This window comes from Undibacterium sp. Ji50W, from assembly GCF_049340445.1.
Classification (GTDB): Bacteria; Pseudomonadota; Gammaproteobacteria; order Burkholderiales; family Burkholderiaceae_D; genus Undibacterium.
This window is the reverse complement of the sequence record NZ_JBMPOX010000001.1, coordinates 440813-455827: the sequence shown is the minus strand read 5'-3', so window position 1 is coordinate 455827 and position 15015 is coordinate 440813. Positions and strand designations below refer to the sequence as shown.

General features: G+C 45.7%; 14 protein-coding genes. 9 read left to right on the top strand and 5 right to left on the bottom strand.

Annotated elements, in window-relative coordinates:
• The first annotated feature begins 3 nt into the window (after positions 1-3).
• From ACO0K9_RS02205 to ACO0K9_RS02180, 6 genes are all read left to right on the top strand, one after another.
• Entirely contained in the window at positions 4-825 is an 822-nt protein-coding gene (locus ACO0K9_RS02205; RefSeq protein ID WP_422981310.1) for a hypothetical protein, read from the top strand.
• Between the two features lie 300 nt (positions 826-1125).
• On the top strand, positions 1126-1647 hold the full coding sequence (locus tag ACO0K9_RS02200) for a DUF4303 domain-containing protein (protein ID WP_422981308.1): 522 nt from the start codon (positions 1126-1128) through the stop codon (positions 1645-1647).
• A gap of 82 nt (positions 1648-1729) precedes the next feature.
• The gene (locus ACO0K9_RS02195; RefSeq protein WP_422981306.1) at positions 1730-2221 is read left to right on the top strand and encodes a phage baseplate assembly protein V; all 492 of its coding nucleotides are present in this window, start codon (positions 1730-1732) and stop codon (positions 2219-2221) included.
• Positions 2222-2574: 353 nt separating this feature from the next.
• Positions 2575-3018, top strand: coding sequence for a hypothetical protein (locus tag ACO0K9_RS02190; RefSeq protein ID WP_422981304.1), 444 nt, complete (start codon positions 2575-2577; stop codon positions 3016-3018).
• Between the two features lie 203 nt (positions 3019-3221).
• Complete coding sequence (gene tnpA / locus ACO0K9_RS02185) at positions 3222-3494, top strand: IS66 family insertion sequence element accessory protein TnpA (protein WP_422981302.1); 273 nt, start codon at positions 3222-3224, stop codon at positions 3492-3494.
• Positions 3495-3771: 277 nt separating this feature from the next.
• Positions 3772-4952, top strand: a protein-coding gene (locus ACO0K9_RS02180) for an IS3 family transposase (protein WP_422981300.1) whose coding sequence is annotated in 2 segments (ribosomal slippage) — positions 3772-4024 and positions 4024-4952 — 1182 coding nt in all. Because the reading frame shifts where the segments join, the coding sequence is not laid out codon by codon here.
• A 53-nt stretch (positions 4953-5005) separates the two neighbouring features.
• Here ACO0K9_RS02180 and ACO0K9_RS02175 read toward each other — a convergent pair.
• The 5 genes from ACO0K9_RS02175 to ACO0K9_RS02155 all read right to left on the bottom strand — a co-directional run bounded on the left by ACO0K9_RS02175 (position 5006) and on the right by ACO0K9_RS02155 (position 9368).
• Positions 5006-5734: an HNH endonuclease gene (locus tag ACO0K9_RS02175; RefSeq protein ID WP_422981298.1), complete on the bottom strand. Its 729-nt coding sequence runs from the start codon at positions 5732-5734 to the stop codon at positions 5006-5008.
• Positions 5734-7071, bottom strand: a complete 1338-nt coding sequence (locus tag ACO0K9_RS02170; protein ID WP_422981296.1) for an AAA family ATPase — start codon at positions 7069-7071, stop codon at positions 5734-5736. Before ACO0K9_RS02170 ends, ACO0K9_RS02175 begins: the two co-directional genes overlap by 1 nt.
• 83 nt (positions 7072-7154) lie before the next feature.
• Complete coding sequence (locus ACO0K9_RS02165) at positions 7155-7427, bottom strand: hypothetical protein (protein ID WP_422981294.1); 273 nt, start codon at positions 7425-7427, stop codon at positions 7155-7157.
• 263 nt (positions 7428-7690) lie between these two features.
• Entirely contained in the window at positions 7691-8596 is a 906-nt protein-coding gene (locus tag ACO0K9_RS02160; RefSeq protein WP_422981292.1) for a hypothetical protein, read from the bottom strand.
• 151 nt (positions 8597-8747) lie between these two features.
• Entirely contained in the window at positions 8748-9368 is a 621-nt protein-coding gene (locus ACO0K9_RS02155) for an energy transducer TonB (RefSeq protein ID WP_422981290.1), read from the bottom strand.
• Between the two features lie 789 nt (positions 9369-10157).
• Between ACO0K9_RS02155 and ACO0K9_RS02150 the strand changes: the two genes are divergently transcribed.
• The 3 genes from ACO0K9_RS02150 to ACO0K9_RS02140 all read left to right on the top strand — a co-directional run bounded on the left by ACO0K9_RS02150 (position 10158) and on the right by ACO0K9_RS02140 (position 15009).
• Positions 10158-11375 carry a tyrosine-type recombinase/integrase gene (locus ACO0K9_RS02150; RefSeq protein ID WP_422981288.1) on the top strand — a complete coding sequence of 406 codons (1218 nt, stop codon included), beginning with the start codon at positions 10158-10160 and terminating at the stop codon, positions 11373-11375.
• A gap of 584 nt (positions 11376-11959) precedes the next feature.
• Positions 11960-13750, top strand: coding sequence for an ATP-dependent nuclease (locus tag ACO0K9_RS02145; protein ID WP_422981286.1), 1791 nt, complete (start codon positions 11960-11962; stop codon positions 13748-13750).
• On the top strand, positions 13732-15009 hold the full coding sequence (locus ACO0K9_RS02140) for an ATP-binding domain-containing protein (RefSeq protein WP_422981284.1): 1278 nt from the start codon (positions 13732-13734) through the stop codon (positions 15007-15009). The genes ACO0K9_RS02145 and ACO0K9_RS02140 overlap by 19 nt, the downstream gene beginning before the upstream one ends.
• The last annotated feature ends 6 nt before the right edge of the window (positions 15010-15015 follow it).

Below are 15015 nucleotides of genomic sequence, written 5' to 3'. Positions count from 1 at the left end.
AAAATGAAAAATTTTTTAATTTATGCAGCATTATTTTTCTTATCTCTCCCGGCGCATGCAGACGAAACTAAGGCAGCGCCAAATCCATCGTTGTCGATCAATCCTGTAATGATCGACTCTAAGAATGGGAGTGGTTCGACACTTGGGCTCGAATACGCGCTGTCAGGGAAATGGAAGAATCTAAATCTCGGTTCCAATGATGCGGGCACTGACAAAATTGACCCTGATGCTACAGTTGGTAACGCATTCGTCAATTACTCTGCAAAAGGCACAGTCGCAGCATCGAAAGATCGTAATCCCAAGAATTTGCTCGAGTTCGAGCTCAATGGAAAATATCGTTTTAGCGGTGAAATAGATGTACTTTCTGGTTTCTTTACAAAATATGAAACTGACCAAAGTTTCACAAACAAGCAGTTAGTGTACGGTGTCACTGCTACGATTGGGAAACGTAATCTCCTAGCTAAGAACGACGAGTTTGCATTCGATGCCTACTATGGACGCGTTGATCCAAAAGGTGACGATGAGAGGAAAAAAGCCCTAGGTACGACTGCGATGAATCCGTACAACAGATGGGATTTGGAACTTCTATATTTGGTTCAAGTTAAATCATCAATCATAGATACAGTTGAATTCAACTATAGATATTATTTGGAAAACGGAGCCTCAACTGCAATCAAAAATGCAGATCTGGACAAATTTCAACTAGCAACAATACGTATCGGATTACAAAAGGATTTATTCATAGCATATAGTGCCGGAAAACTTCCATTCAATAAAAAGAATGATCAAATTTTCCAGATTGGTTTGTCTTATAAATTTATGTGAATTAACAGCCTATGTGGTACGAATAGCCCCGCCTATTCGTACGCTTGTTACCTCAAAATATCTCACACCGCTCGCGCACGCGTAAAAGCCTCTGAGTTACTAAGCGTCTTAGCCCGCGTAGGTGCGAATAGCCCCGCGTATTCGCACGTATGATTTAGTGATGGCTATAGATATTTTCAGTCTCGACATGCGTGCGATTACGTTTCACTAATCGCACCTACGCGGACTGGCTGTAGTAGAATTCGCCGAAAAATATCCCACCCACACGCCTAAGAAATAAAGAACGAATTGGAGACTCAATTGGATGCTATAGACCTTCAGATAAAAATAGAGCAATCTGCAAAACTGGCTTTTTCGCAGGTCATGCATAAATATCCAAACGAAGATTTTTGCGCTTATGCACTTTATTCGGACGCCGATGCAACAACAATCTGCCCGTCAATGAATTCGACAAACCATTTGAGTATAAAAGTGGCCGAAGATGTTGATGATAAAGAATATTATCGATGGAGCCCGGCAGAATGGGCCTATGAGTTTGAGGGCGCAGAGCATTTTTCTAGGCTATCTCAATTCCTTTTGGCTGAGTTTTCGTCGATGAGTTCATCAACTGATCGAGATAAATTCAAACAGAAAGTTTACGAATGTTGTGTTTCGGCGCTAGAAAATTTAAAGAATGAGGGTTTTTTTGCCGCTGAAAAATTGTCGCCGATCGTCGTATTTTCTATCTCAGACTCAACCAACGAACAAGAAAATAATTGGATCTCGCGCTTGAATGATCCTGCTGCAGCGTCAGATTTTCGAAAGTGGTTGTCAAACACGTAGTATCGCATGCCTTGAGTTGATAAGCCGCATAGCAACCCCTCCCCGCGTGACTGGCTAGCCCGGTCACGTCACCATAGTAGGCATGGAATTCACCCTTGCCGACCTCTCCCGCCGCCTGCAAAATCTAGTTCGCTTTGGCACCATTGCCGAAGTCAAGCACGGCCGCGTACCGCAAGTGCGCCTGCAAATTGGTGATATCAAAACCGGTTTCTTGCCCATGGCAACGGCACGCGCTGGCAAAACAAAGACCTGGAACCCGCCGACTGTTGGAGAACAATGCGTTTTACTTTCGCCATCCGGTGAATTTGCGGGCGGCGTGGTCTTACCAGGCATCGCCAGCAACCACAACCCAGCACCAGACACCAACCCAGACAACACCCGCACCGAGTACCCAGACGGCGCGACGGCTGATTACAACCACGCCGAGCATCACTACATCATCACTTTGCCAGCAGAGGGCAAGTTTAGTTTTGTCGTTGGCGCAACCACGCTGGAACTGCGCAACGATGGCGTCACCTTGCGCACGCCTATGAAAAATGGGGTCAGGTCTTATATTACGACAATTCTACACTAATGAAATGTATGAATGTCAGACCTGACCCTGGCCTTGCGTTTGACCCTGGCCTTGCGTTAGGTCTGCACTGTATAGTACATCTGGCCCGGTTCATCCGTGGCGCCTACGAAGAGACATTATTTGAACCGCGTCTGCTTTGGATGAATGAAGGCCGGTTCATGCTCACTGGATTTCAAAGGCGTAAGACAGAAGATGGTATTGTAGAATATGCACAATCTTGGCTATGCCTCACTGAGGCTGCACCGAATTTGCCAGAGGGGAGATAGCAAACGTCTTATGCTGCAGATAGATTGCTGCCCTAATCACAAAGCATTTTGATTGCAACGGTAGTCTCATATAATTCCTATTTTTAAATGTTCTCCAAATCTGACTTAGACCAAATTGACATCAACATCTTCGGGCTTCATCGCTACCGGGGTCTATATTTTGTTACGTATCGTCAAGATGCATTTGCTGTACCGGACTCGGAAGAAAACATCTATATATCACGTGCCCCAAAATACCCCGGTGACAATGGCATACGCTTTTGGTTAGCTGCGGAAATGTCAAAAGGTGAAAAACTCTATGGACCATATTTACAAGAGGCGGAATTCAGGCCGATTCCCGAAGAGAAATTTAACGGATTAGTCGCGGAACAATGTTTTCACCTGATCCTCAAGCCCCAGCTCCCCCTGAATCAGTCAGGCCAATTTGTAGGCGCATTGCTCATGTACTCCATGGAAACCGAGTTTATCGTCGATCTTTTTGCGGAATATGAAGATGAATACATTCACTTCTACTGGCACACCACAGCTTGATTAGATCCCATTCCCCGCCCGAGCCCGTGCCGCCCTCTCCCTCTCAAAATCATCCCGACAATCCCGATCACAAAACAGCAGATCGGGCTTGACGGCTTCATCACAGAACCGACACCGCCCGGTCGTAAGCGTCCAACCGTCCCATCTATGAATTGATATTCAGTTTGATGATACTTCAGTTTTTTTAAACTGAGGAAATCAGGATGACACATGAAGAACGCAGAGCAATTTGGCAAGAGCGGATCAATCAATGGCAACAAAGCGGCTTGCGACCGGCAGCATTTGCCCGTCAGCATGCGCTTGATGTCAAACGGTTGGCCTACTGGCGCGCCCGGCTTAAGAGCAATGCGCCAGGTCCAGCACGGCGTCACAATCGTTGTTTTAACATGAGTCGTCTGCAATGCGAGCCACAAGGGGTTGGAACCGAATCCGGTAGCCACAGATCTGCCCATCACTTGGACGCAACGCGGTACTGAGATGCTTCTGGAGTAGCTGTGCTACTTGGGCGAAATCCAGGTTTGATGTTTCGCTAGATCCACATGGGTGACTGGTGCGATTCACGCAACCACACGTTGAAGCAAAAGGCACGACGGCATTTTGAAACAAGCGTGTGGTGGTGCAGTAAATATGATCGCACTGTGTTGCGAGTATGTTGTTCGACTACTTGACTACCGGGGGCTAATGGGTGAGCTTCCCCTGAAATTTAGTCTTCCATAGATGGCGTAAAATAACGTTACTTTGGAAGCACAAGAAATGAAGAAGATACCAAAACAGGCCTATACCGTCGAATACAAGGAACTCGCTATCAAACGGGTAGCAGAAGGAGATTCCATCCCGGCAACAGCCAAGGCACTCGGACTAAGTGACCAGACGCTACGCAACTGGGTGAAGGCTGCCGCTTCTGGCAAACTTAACGGTGTTGGCAGCAGAGTGGTGACTCCTGAAGAAATGGAATTGTCTCGACTGCGCGCTGAAGTTGCCCGTCTAAAACGGGAGAACGAAATCATAAAAAAAGCAGCGGCGTACTTTGCGAAGGATGTTCTGTAAAGTACGCCTGGATTGATGCGCAGGGTAAGTCGTTTGCGCTATCCGACATGTGTAAGATTCTGGAAGTCAGCATCAGTGGTTATCGTGCGTGGAAGCGTGGCGGCATACCTGACCGTAAGCGTTTAACAGACGAGCAAATGCTTGCATTGATACGCGCCATTCATGCTGAAATCAAGGGAGCCTACGGTAGTCCGCGTATGGTGCGGGAACTGCGATTACGTGGTTTCACGGCCAGCAAAGAACGTGTTGAGAGACTAATGCGTGAGAACAATATCCGAGCGCGCCACAAACGGCGCTACAAGGTCACTACAGACTCGAAACACCGCTTGCCAGTGGCAGAGAACCTGCTTGCCAGGAACTTCAGGCCAAGCACGCCTAATCAAGTATGGACGTCGGACATAACGTATTTGTGGACAGATGAAGGCTGGCTGTATCTGGCAATTGTTCTTGACCTGTTTAATCGCGAGGTGATCGGCTGGGCGCTCAGGCCACGCATGACAACGGATATCGTGACAGATGCACTGACCATGGCGTGGTTCCGGCGAAAGCCTGCAGCGGGAGTCATGCATCATTCAGACCGTGGCAGTCAGTATGCCAGCTACGCATTCCAGGAAAAACTCCAGCAATTCGGCATGACCTGCTCGATGAGTCGAAAAGGAAATTGCTGGGACAATGCCCCGACTGAGAGCTGGTTTAATAGCTTCAAGAATGAGCGTTACCATGGTCTGCGATACGCCAGCCACGATGAAATGAAATATGCGGCCTTCGATTACATCGAAGTATTTTATAATCGTCAACGGCAGCACTCAACGCTTGGTTACCGTTCACCAATCCAGTACCTCGAACAATGGGAAAGTGAACAAAGTCAGCAGAAACTGGCCGCATAGAATCCATCTGTTGGAAGACGAAATATCGAGGGAACCTCAGGGTGACCCCGCTCTCAACCATTTACTAAACCCAAAAACGTGGAAAATGGCTCTTCCACATTCCCCGCCCCCAGCAAATAATATTGCGGAACTTCTGGATGAAATGGATGCTCAATCCATGATTGCAGGCGTTTATGTAACTCAGTTTGAGATAAATACCCGAATTTCTCTAAAAGAATGCTATCTGAAACTTGTTCTTTCAATGAACAAATTCGCTTTTGTCTAGCTTCCTGAACAGCTTGTCGATTGAATTTATAAAAAGTTTCACACGTTTTCGATCTCACGTTTACATCGTCAATAGCTACATCCCATTTACTCAGAATATAACCAAGTTCATCGAGAGAAAAAAATTGCCAAATATCTTCATCAATCGGATTTATAAGAAGACTTGATCCATCAGAACTTAGGGGGAAATTATCCAATTTGCTTTGATTGCATACGCTACAAATCCAAATATAATTCTCCCACGCCATTGCTAGATGAGGGAAAGTTGCCTTAGGTTTAAAGTGATCTACCTGAGACGCTTCACTGCTGCCACAGAACATGCAGCGTTCACCTAATCCTGATAACTTTTTTAAAGAATCGACCACAGAACTCTTAAACCACACAGTGGTGCGTGATACTTTGTAAATTTCTTCAGCCCTTTTTTTCGGATCGTTGGAGGACGCAATTTCGGCAGTTTTGTCACTCAACTTATTTAAAGAAGTTAGTGACAGAGCTGGGCGAGGATCAAATTTTCTCATTAGCCCTCCAGTTCCGATACAGGCTCCAATGCAATTTCAAGTTGAGATTTTAAACTTTGAAGTTCCTCCTCTTCTGGTTTGGCAAGGGTACCAACGGCTTTCTTTTTAGCGGTTAATTTTTTCCATCTTTCAATTTGATCGTTCGCCCATTTAGATCTCGTAGTATCAAGGCCAAAGGCAGAGCCTAGAAGTGTCTTTTCTGCTCGTCCCCAACGAATCTTTTCGTACTCATCTTCGTCCAATAAACGCGGCTCACGATTTGTATCGAAAAGCGATGGCAGTACGAATATTCCATTTGGATCTGCCGCTTGAGCGACTAATGGGCTATGTGTGGTCACCAAGAACTGAATTTTAGGAAAATGTTTCCTTAACCAAATTGGAATATCTTTTTGCCAAGATGGATGTAAATGTGCCTCAATTTCATCTATAAGAACAACTCCTGGACGATCAATAAATATTTCGCCCTTTGCATTTTTTTTAAATAAGTTATCATAACCATATACTTCAAACAGACCATGAACAATATCGAGGATCGTCGCATAAATACTGCGGCACCCATCACTGATATCTCTCATTGGCAATTCGATTCCTCGATTATCGGACACATAAACATGATCAACTGAGAGGCGGCTAATTTTCATGTCGTAAGGGAGCAACCCGTCACCCAATAGCTCTTTAATTGATTCCAAAAGTTTTGAAAGATCTCCTATGTCTTTTTCAAGAGTTCTAGAATAATTTTTTCTCAACCACTCTTCACTTTCACTTAGTGCAGCATCTTCTCTGAACAAAGTTACAAAGCGCCCAACGGATCCGATTTCAGTAGCATATCGCATAGATTCAGAAGAGCTTCCAGACAGTCTTCGCATTGGCCCATAACCAGCCGAAAACCAACCTTTCGCCTTTGGATTCCATGGGCCACGGTCTGCAGGCTGAAGTCTGGTTCCTTGAGTAGTCCGCTTCTCTATAGGCTTAAATGTTGGTGAAGCATTTAGATCACTTGCATCCATTGTCCATTTCACACCTGCTTCAAACGATTCCTGTGGAGATTTCCCAGTAGATTTAAACCAGTCTTGACCAGTTTCCCAAGCGATGGAAACAATTGCCTCCGATTTCTTTTCCCCATTGCTTATCCATCCCAAGCTATTACCCATTAACTGACGACCTGAGTCCGGCCCCATTAGTGAAATCGCAATTGCTTTTAATAATGTAGATTTACCAGACGAATTCCCGCCCAAAAATACAGTCCAACCAGCAAATGATTTATCAGGTCTTTCAAAGTCAAAAGAAAGCTTTTTGAATGAACGCACATTTTCAAGTGTTAAGGATCTTACATACATAAATTGCTCCGAGAATGTCCGTCTGGACTTAAAAATTTATTGGGCCTAACGATTTACTTCACAAATCTAAAAGTCTTCGATGACTAGCGGATTCTTTCCCTCTTAAGCGCCCCCCACTGTGGCGCTCTATCCACTAATTGCACACATTCTTTATATTGACCGTTTTTCATTTTTGCAATGCTGCCGATTGAGTGCTGGTTATCATCAATATAGCAACTATCTAATAAACGATTTTCTTCTTTAGATTCTGCTAGTAAGGGTATAACTGTAATTTCTATCAAAGCAAAAAGCATTATTGCGCATAGAAAAATGGGGTCAGATCTCTTAAGCAAACATTCTAAGTCATTGATTTTCAATGAGTAAAAATCTCGTGTTTGCTTCGGGACGATTTTCGGCAGAGGCCGATTACAACGCTTATATTACGACAATTCTACACTGATGAAATGTATGAATGTACGACCTGACCCTGGCATTATTGATCCCAGCCTTACGATCCGCATCGCATGGATTTTTCAACGACCGCTTTGAATTCCTGAGCAAACAAACGCCCTATTGTTCTATGTACCTAGCACCAATTAATCCCGATCTTTAATTTCGGAAATCGCATAACTGATTCCGTTCAACGCAATAATTTAAGATTGAGGATTGCGTCTCTTATCTGTAGCGTATTTAAGGTAGTCATTGATAGAGGAATATACCCGATCGCATTCATGACGTTACCAGTCTGAAGATTCGCTACCGCAACATACATAGTATTGCCTCTTCCATCAGGTCCCGAGCCATCGCAAACACTTATGCCACCTTTAGTAGTTGTAAACGGCCCATCATACTTCTTTCCTGCGAACACGCGACTCAATGAATCTGTACACAATTTCGTAAATTCTGTAACGTTTAGCGCCCGAGAAAAAGGGAGTGCATTAACTTGAACGCTGGGTTTAGAGTCCCCAATCTCCCCAGTTTTATTGTAGGCCAACGCCCCAACTACTTTTTTTACCGGAACCATCCCAGGAATGGCGACCCTAGCTCCGAACGCGGTTTCACTGTCCAGCTTACTTTCATCCCATTCCAAATTGTCTAAAAAAAGTCGCATTCGTTTGAAGACTTCAGGCGAATCCTCTTGTGGGCCCTGGTTAAACACAATCAAGTCTAATTGCATATTAGATTTGGTGACGCTAAGCCAAATGCCATCCCAATTTCCAATACTTCCAACCCTAGAACGTTTATAGAGTTGCCCCTTCAATTTTCCATTTGTAAATAATTCCGGAGGATTCGGAAACGAATATTTCTGACTTTCGTGGAATCTATCGACATTGTTTTTGGTGATTTGCGCTGCAATTAATGTGACCCCGGCCGTACCAGTATCGTCTATTAGCAACGTTCCTAAACGCGGATACTTAAATCCATTAGGCAGAATTGATTTGATCCCCACCCCTTGCATTTCAATTTTTGAATTCGCTACATTGTCGGCAGCAGACAATTGGCCACTAAAAAATGCTAACAAGATTGAAAAAGTGAATATCTTCAAAATGATCTTTCGTTATTTTTGGGAGAAAATAATTTCATTTAGCGAATGAAAAAAAGAATCTAAAAAAAATACTACGCGTTAATGTGGCAGCTTTTTTTACCCAGCTCAAGATTGTAACCCGAAGTGATTTCAACTTACGCTTGAACAATTGTCATTTAAATTTACAGTGAAACTGTACATTTGATTTATCGATCGAACTGTCACGGAAATATTCAAACTCAACTCTTTCGAAGAAAATTTTTTCTTCGGATATTTCATAATAACTTTTCGGTACTGCAGGAAATGGGGCCGATGCTGCAACTACCTTTAATATATGACTATCTAATTCAGATACCCCACTTTTTCGAATAATTGTGTTGCTTACTAGACCTCCATCCTTGTCAAGTGTAAATCTGAGCATCCCACTGCCATATAATTCTTTTTCTTGAATTATCGAATAGTTCTCATTCATACAGTCCTCAAGCCTAGAATAAATTTCTTTCATATAGGCTTGGTATTCCTCATTTTTCGAAAGTGCTTTAACCCGACGGTTTGTATCAATAATGATTTCGTCCAACTGTTGTGGTGTCGGGCCATGCTCTGATATCGGATATGGTTTAGTTGTTAATAGCTCTAATAACTGACGCTGAATAGCCTCAAGCTTTTCAATTTTATCTCTTGTATGCTGATTATTTTCAGAAGTCTTCTCATCTGTACTTGCAGATATGTCTGCTGAAGTCACAACCATTGCTTGAAAGAACAGTACGCAGACGAGAATAACTTTTAAATTCATAATATATCGCATGAAATAGCAGATTCAAATTGATTGGAGAGTGTAACCCGAAGTGATTTCCACTTACACTTGAACGTTAAAATTAACACCCATACACGAACAAAAAAGCCCGCATGTAGCGGGCTTCAGAAATTAGGTATTAAACTCTTCAGACGTGTCTATCCCCTTTGAGGGGCAGACAGTAGGTGCGGGATACCGGCATGCGAGTCGTAGGTTCGAACTACAGCCGGACTTTTAAACTTTTCAAGCACTTGTTGAAACCGACCTTCGCACGGTCCAAAATCAAGCGCACGTTTTGTAAGCGACGCAGCCTCAATTTCTGCCTGATCTGCTCATCACCCCAGTGCATCACATACTTCAAGCGTAAAGCTCCTCAATATCGCGTAGCTTATATGGTTTCTCTTTTGGCTTTGCCGCCTCAATTTGTTTGGCAGTAAGTGACATCTTAGAATGTAGGTAAGTTTTTGTGCTTACCTACATTCTACCTATTTATCATTATTTACAATAGATTACGCAGAATTGCATAAAATCACGCTAAATCATTGATTTACAAAAGAAAAAGGGGTTAAACCTTACTAGATTTAACCCCTCTTTACATGTTATTGGCGGAAGCTGTGTCCGCCAAATTTAATTCCAACAGAGTCCAATTAAACACAATTAAAGCATACAAATCAATGACTTAACAATATTTCAGTCCAATACATTCCAACTTCATCTATTCAAATCCAGCTTAAAATGGCATACTGGATGGCATACCAGCTTTATTCATTTCAAGGATAGATTAAGATCATGGCTGTACTCACCGATTTAAAAGCCCGCAATATCAAGCCCAACTCAGCAGCCCTCGCCCATGGCGGAGTGACTGGTCTTGCATTACATCCATCCAATACAAAAGGAAGTGGCAAATGGGTGCTACGTTTCGTAAGTCCTGATTCGGGCAAACGTCGCAATGCCGGTTTAGGTAGCTATCCTGAAATTGGCATTGCTGAAGCAGCAAGAGTCGCCTTGCAAATGCGAGAGAAAATTGAGAAAGGGATTGACCCACTTGAGGAGAAAATTAAATCCAAAGCAAAATTGACCGTGCCAACATTTCAAGCGGCGGCTGAAGCGCTGCATGCAGAATTGTTACCTAGCTGGAAAAATGAAAAACATGGCCAGCAATGGATTAATACATTGACTGAATACGCCTTCCCTCTTCTGGGCGATCTGCCACTGGATAAAATCTTACCCAGGCATATTGCCGATACTTTGCGCCCCATCTGGTTAGAGAAAGCAGAAACGGCCAGCAGACTGAAGCAACGCATACATGCAGTGATGGCCTGGGGCTGGGCACATGAGTATTGCCAATCCAATCCTGTTACGGTAGTCAATCACTTGCTTCCTCAGCAACCGGGCAAATCGGTCAGGACAAAACATCATCCGGCCATGCCCTGGAAGGATATTCCTGCCTTTGTAGCGAAGCACTTACATAGCACTGAACGCTATGATGTCACAAGGCCGATGCTGGAATTCCTGATTCTGACGGCAGCACGCTCTGGGGAGGTCAGGGGCATGACCTGGTCGGAAGTGGATTGGGATAATACAATCTGGACAGTACCGGCAGAACGGATGAAAGCCAAGTTGTTACACAGGGTTCCATTGTCGGCATGCGCCATTGAGATTTTAAGGAAACAGCAAGGCTTGCATGACAAACTGGTATTTCCGTCACCGCGCGATCAGGTTGAATTGTCAGACATGACACTGACCAGTTTTTTGCGTCGTGTAAAAGCACTAAGCGACACACCAGGCCGTATAGCAACGGCGCATGGATTTCGGTCAAGTTTTCGGGACTGGTGCAGTGAGAATGGTCATTCACGCGATTTGGCTGAGCGCTCACTTGCTCATCAGGTGGAAAACAAAGTAGAGGCCGCCTATCATCGGACTGACTTATTGGACCAGCGTCGGCCATTGATGCAAGCTTGGGCAGATTTTCTGATGATTGCCTCGCCTATTAAAAGGGTGGATTGAAAATCCTTGTGTCGGTGGTTCGATTCCGCCCCAGGCCACCAAGTATTAGCATTAAAATCAAATGGTTACACTCTTTGGCATGTAACCATTTTTGTTTTGTCTTTCACTTTTTCTTTCCATGTAACCGCTGTGTAACCCAATCTCATCAACATCAAACCGCTCAAATCAACTTCTTATAAATTGAACAAACTGAGTCTTTCTTGATTGGAATGGTGAGATATGACTCGTCAATGCGCCAAATTGATTTTCTCACTGGCTTAGCCGGTTTATAAAATCGAATGTCACAACCAATCGCATAATGCAGCCTATCAAGGGGGAGGACTAATGACGCTGGGAGTTTAGCCAAGATTCTTGCTGTCGCACGATCTGGACAATATCCAATGAGGTAGCGGATAGAATAAGCAGGTTAGAACAGCAGAAGCAACAGTCAACTTAATAAGTTTGCAAAATGATACAAAATAAAGCTAGGATGATATCGACAACACTATATTAGAAATACTGATGGGCTATTAATACCAAATAGTTGAGGTTGCGTTACCGAATCCAAGACGGAATTGGGACCACATAACCATTGAGGTCAACAAATGAAAGTCGCTACGCTTAAGATTGAGAACTTTCGTGGAGTCCGGACTGGATTTGTGCGCTTTGGAAGGCATCCAGTTCTGGTTGGCGACAACAATACAGGCAAAACGACGCTGATCGAAGCACTTGCCTTACTCTTAGGGCGAGACCGACTGGTTCAGGAGTTGACCGAACATGATTTTTACGGGTCGTGCCCTCAGGCAACGGATCGCATCAAGATCATTGCCACCATAACCGATTTTAGGGATGACGACCCCGAACAAAGCAGTCAGTGGTTCCGAGAGGGGCGTGCTGTTGTCAAATGGTTGGACGAGGCAACCAGCGAAGTACATCCGCTTCGAAATTATCCGGCGTGGAAGCTATGTTGTCAGCTTGCCTTTCAAGCCAGATTTGATCAAGAATCACTTTCTGTTGAGACGTTCAGATATTTCCATGACCACGATGCTCCTCTCGATCCTTTCGCGGAGGACACACCTATTGCGGTGCCTGGAAAACTCATTCAAGAGATCAGTTTTTATCTCGTGAGAGCAAGCCGCACGTGGGACAAAGTATTTTCTTGGGGCAACGAATTGTTTAAACGTACAGTTCTTGCGGCTGCTGCCCAGCCCGCCGCTGCGTTACTGGCTGAACGGGATCGCCTTAGGAATCCCGTTCAACCTATCGACACAGATCCCGGTATCGAACCATTGATTCAAAACCTCAACAAGGAGCTTGCCCTCTCCTTCCCAAATGCACCACAAGTCCGCCTTCGATTAACTGGCACAGACAGCCGCTCAGTCATGGATGCCGTGTCGGCCCATTTCTCAACAACAGACGGGCTCAACATCCCAGCCGCGAGGCAAGGTAGTGGTTTGGTATCGATGCAAGGGTTGCTGCTGCTTCTCGAATTAGGGCGAGCGCGTGCAGCGGGAGGTGGTGAATTTTTGATGGCTTTGGAAGAACCAGAGCTTCATCTTCCCCCAGCAGCTCAGCAGCGTCTGATACAGCGTGTGCAGGCGCTCTCCACTCAGACTTTCGTCACCACTCATTCCCCACTTGTCGCGAGCATGGCGGACGCCACTTCCGTGCTGATCCTAAAGAAGCGCGACGGGATCCTATCCGCAGAACCATTTCTTGAAGCGCCTCTTCCAGCATCAGCACAGAACTGGCAGCGCAGATTCTTCCAGCACAGTCGGGTTGATGTACTCGGCGCGCTGATGCAACCGTCTCTACTCATCCCGGAAGGCAAAGCGGATTTCCATTTGTTTAGGTGCATCTTACGCCCCTTAGCATTGACATCTGGGTGGGTTGACTCCATGAGTCGGCCTTTTGGAATTGAGGTCGGGGTGGTTCCAACGGAAGACGCTAAGGTAATTGAAACGCATCAGCTGATGGCGCGACTGCATGGACACGTGTCCTGCTTGGTTGATGGAGATGAAGAAGGATTGCGCTACGTAGCGCGACTCAAGGCGACTCTAACCCCACCAGCAGCGATCATTCGCTGGAGCGATGGGGACATGATCGAGGATGCCGTCGGTTGGATTCTGATTGCAGACGAAACTGCCGTCATGGCCAAGCTCACCGACTTGTCCCAGGTACCACCCACCTCTGTAGCAGACGTCGTTGCTTACCTCAAGAAAAATAAGGTGGACATCATAGCTTACGAGCTTATAGCTGATGCAATTGCCACTACGTCGGCATGCAGGGAGCGCGCTGCAGATCTACTAAGCGGCCTTGCGTGCGCTTGTGCTGGATCTGCGGAGACACCGCGCTTTAGGCTTGATGACAATGGTGTATGGGTGTTTCAACCATGACGGTTCGTGCATTTATGGGTGGTGCTGGCTGCGGCAAAACGTATGAGCTGATGCGGTCACTGAGCGACCACTTGGTCAAGAATCCTCTCAAGAATGAACAAAAGGTTTTGGCATTGACGTTTATGCATGGCTCCCGAAGACGCTTGGAAGAGCGTCTGGGGCAACTGAAAGCCCTTAAGGGACGGACAGATTGCTCAACCATCGATAGCTTTGCATGGCACTTGGTGCGAAGGTGGGTAACTCTTGCCGCCGCGCTCGGATTTACGGACATTCAACCCAGTCAATACGAAAGAGTATGCGATGCAGCGGGAGCTCTCCTGCAGCTCACGCAGGTACGTAGTTGGGTGGCGGCCACATTTCCGATCCTCTTGGTAGATGAGGCACAGGACATGACTTCAAACCGTCTTCGGATAGTCGAGGGACTGGCGGGCTCGCTTGAGATCTTTGCTGCTGCAGACGAGTTTCAATGCCTCAAAGAGGAATTGCGCCCGAATCCCGCTTGTACATGGCTCAACCAAGTTTGCCAAGTGAAAGAACTCACTCAACCGCGACGTACAAACATCACTGAACTCCTTGATGCTGCGACCGCCATTCGCAGAGGAGAAGCGCCAAAATCGCAGAAGAATTTCATAGTTCAACTAACTTCGAAAGCACCGCTCGCTGGCGCTTGGCTGAATGGGAACTTGCAATGGTACGGTGGGGGTAAAAGCGTCGCCGTGATCACCCCTGCAGTCGGCACTTTTGCTCCGGCAGTGATGGCATGGGCAGCTCAGAACAAGACAAAAAGGGGATCTGGACCCTACTCGATCCTGTGGGAGAAATCTGAAGTAAAGACTGCAGCAAGTTTCCTTAAAAATATCGCGCTTGAGGATGAAAACGACGCTTCCTCCGTCATCGATCTTTTAACATTAGCCGGTGATTCCCGTGCGACACGAGATATTTCAAATTGGTTGGATATGCAACGTCGAGCCCGGGGCAAGACCGTTTTTTCCAAAGAAGAAATTGAACAAGCTATTGAGCACGGATTCTCTCAACGACAGCGGGACAGTAAAGGCGATGGAGGTGGCTGGAGGGGGATGACTGTTCACGGTGCAAAAAATCGCGAGTTTGATAACGTGATTGTGCTGTGGCCTGCAGCCATTGGAGGTAGTGACGATCAAAAGCGTAGACTCCTGTACAACGCAGTCACGCGCGCGAAGGAGCGCTGCCTCATTCTAGTGCAGGCCAAGGCCATATTTTCCCAAGCACCATTCGCATGACCGTTA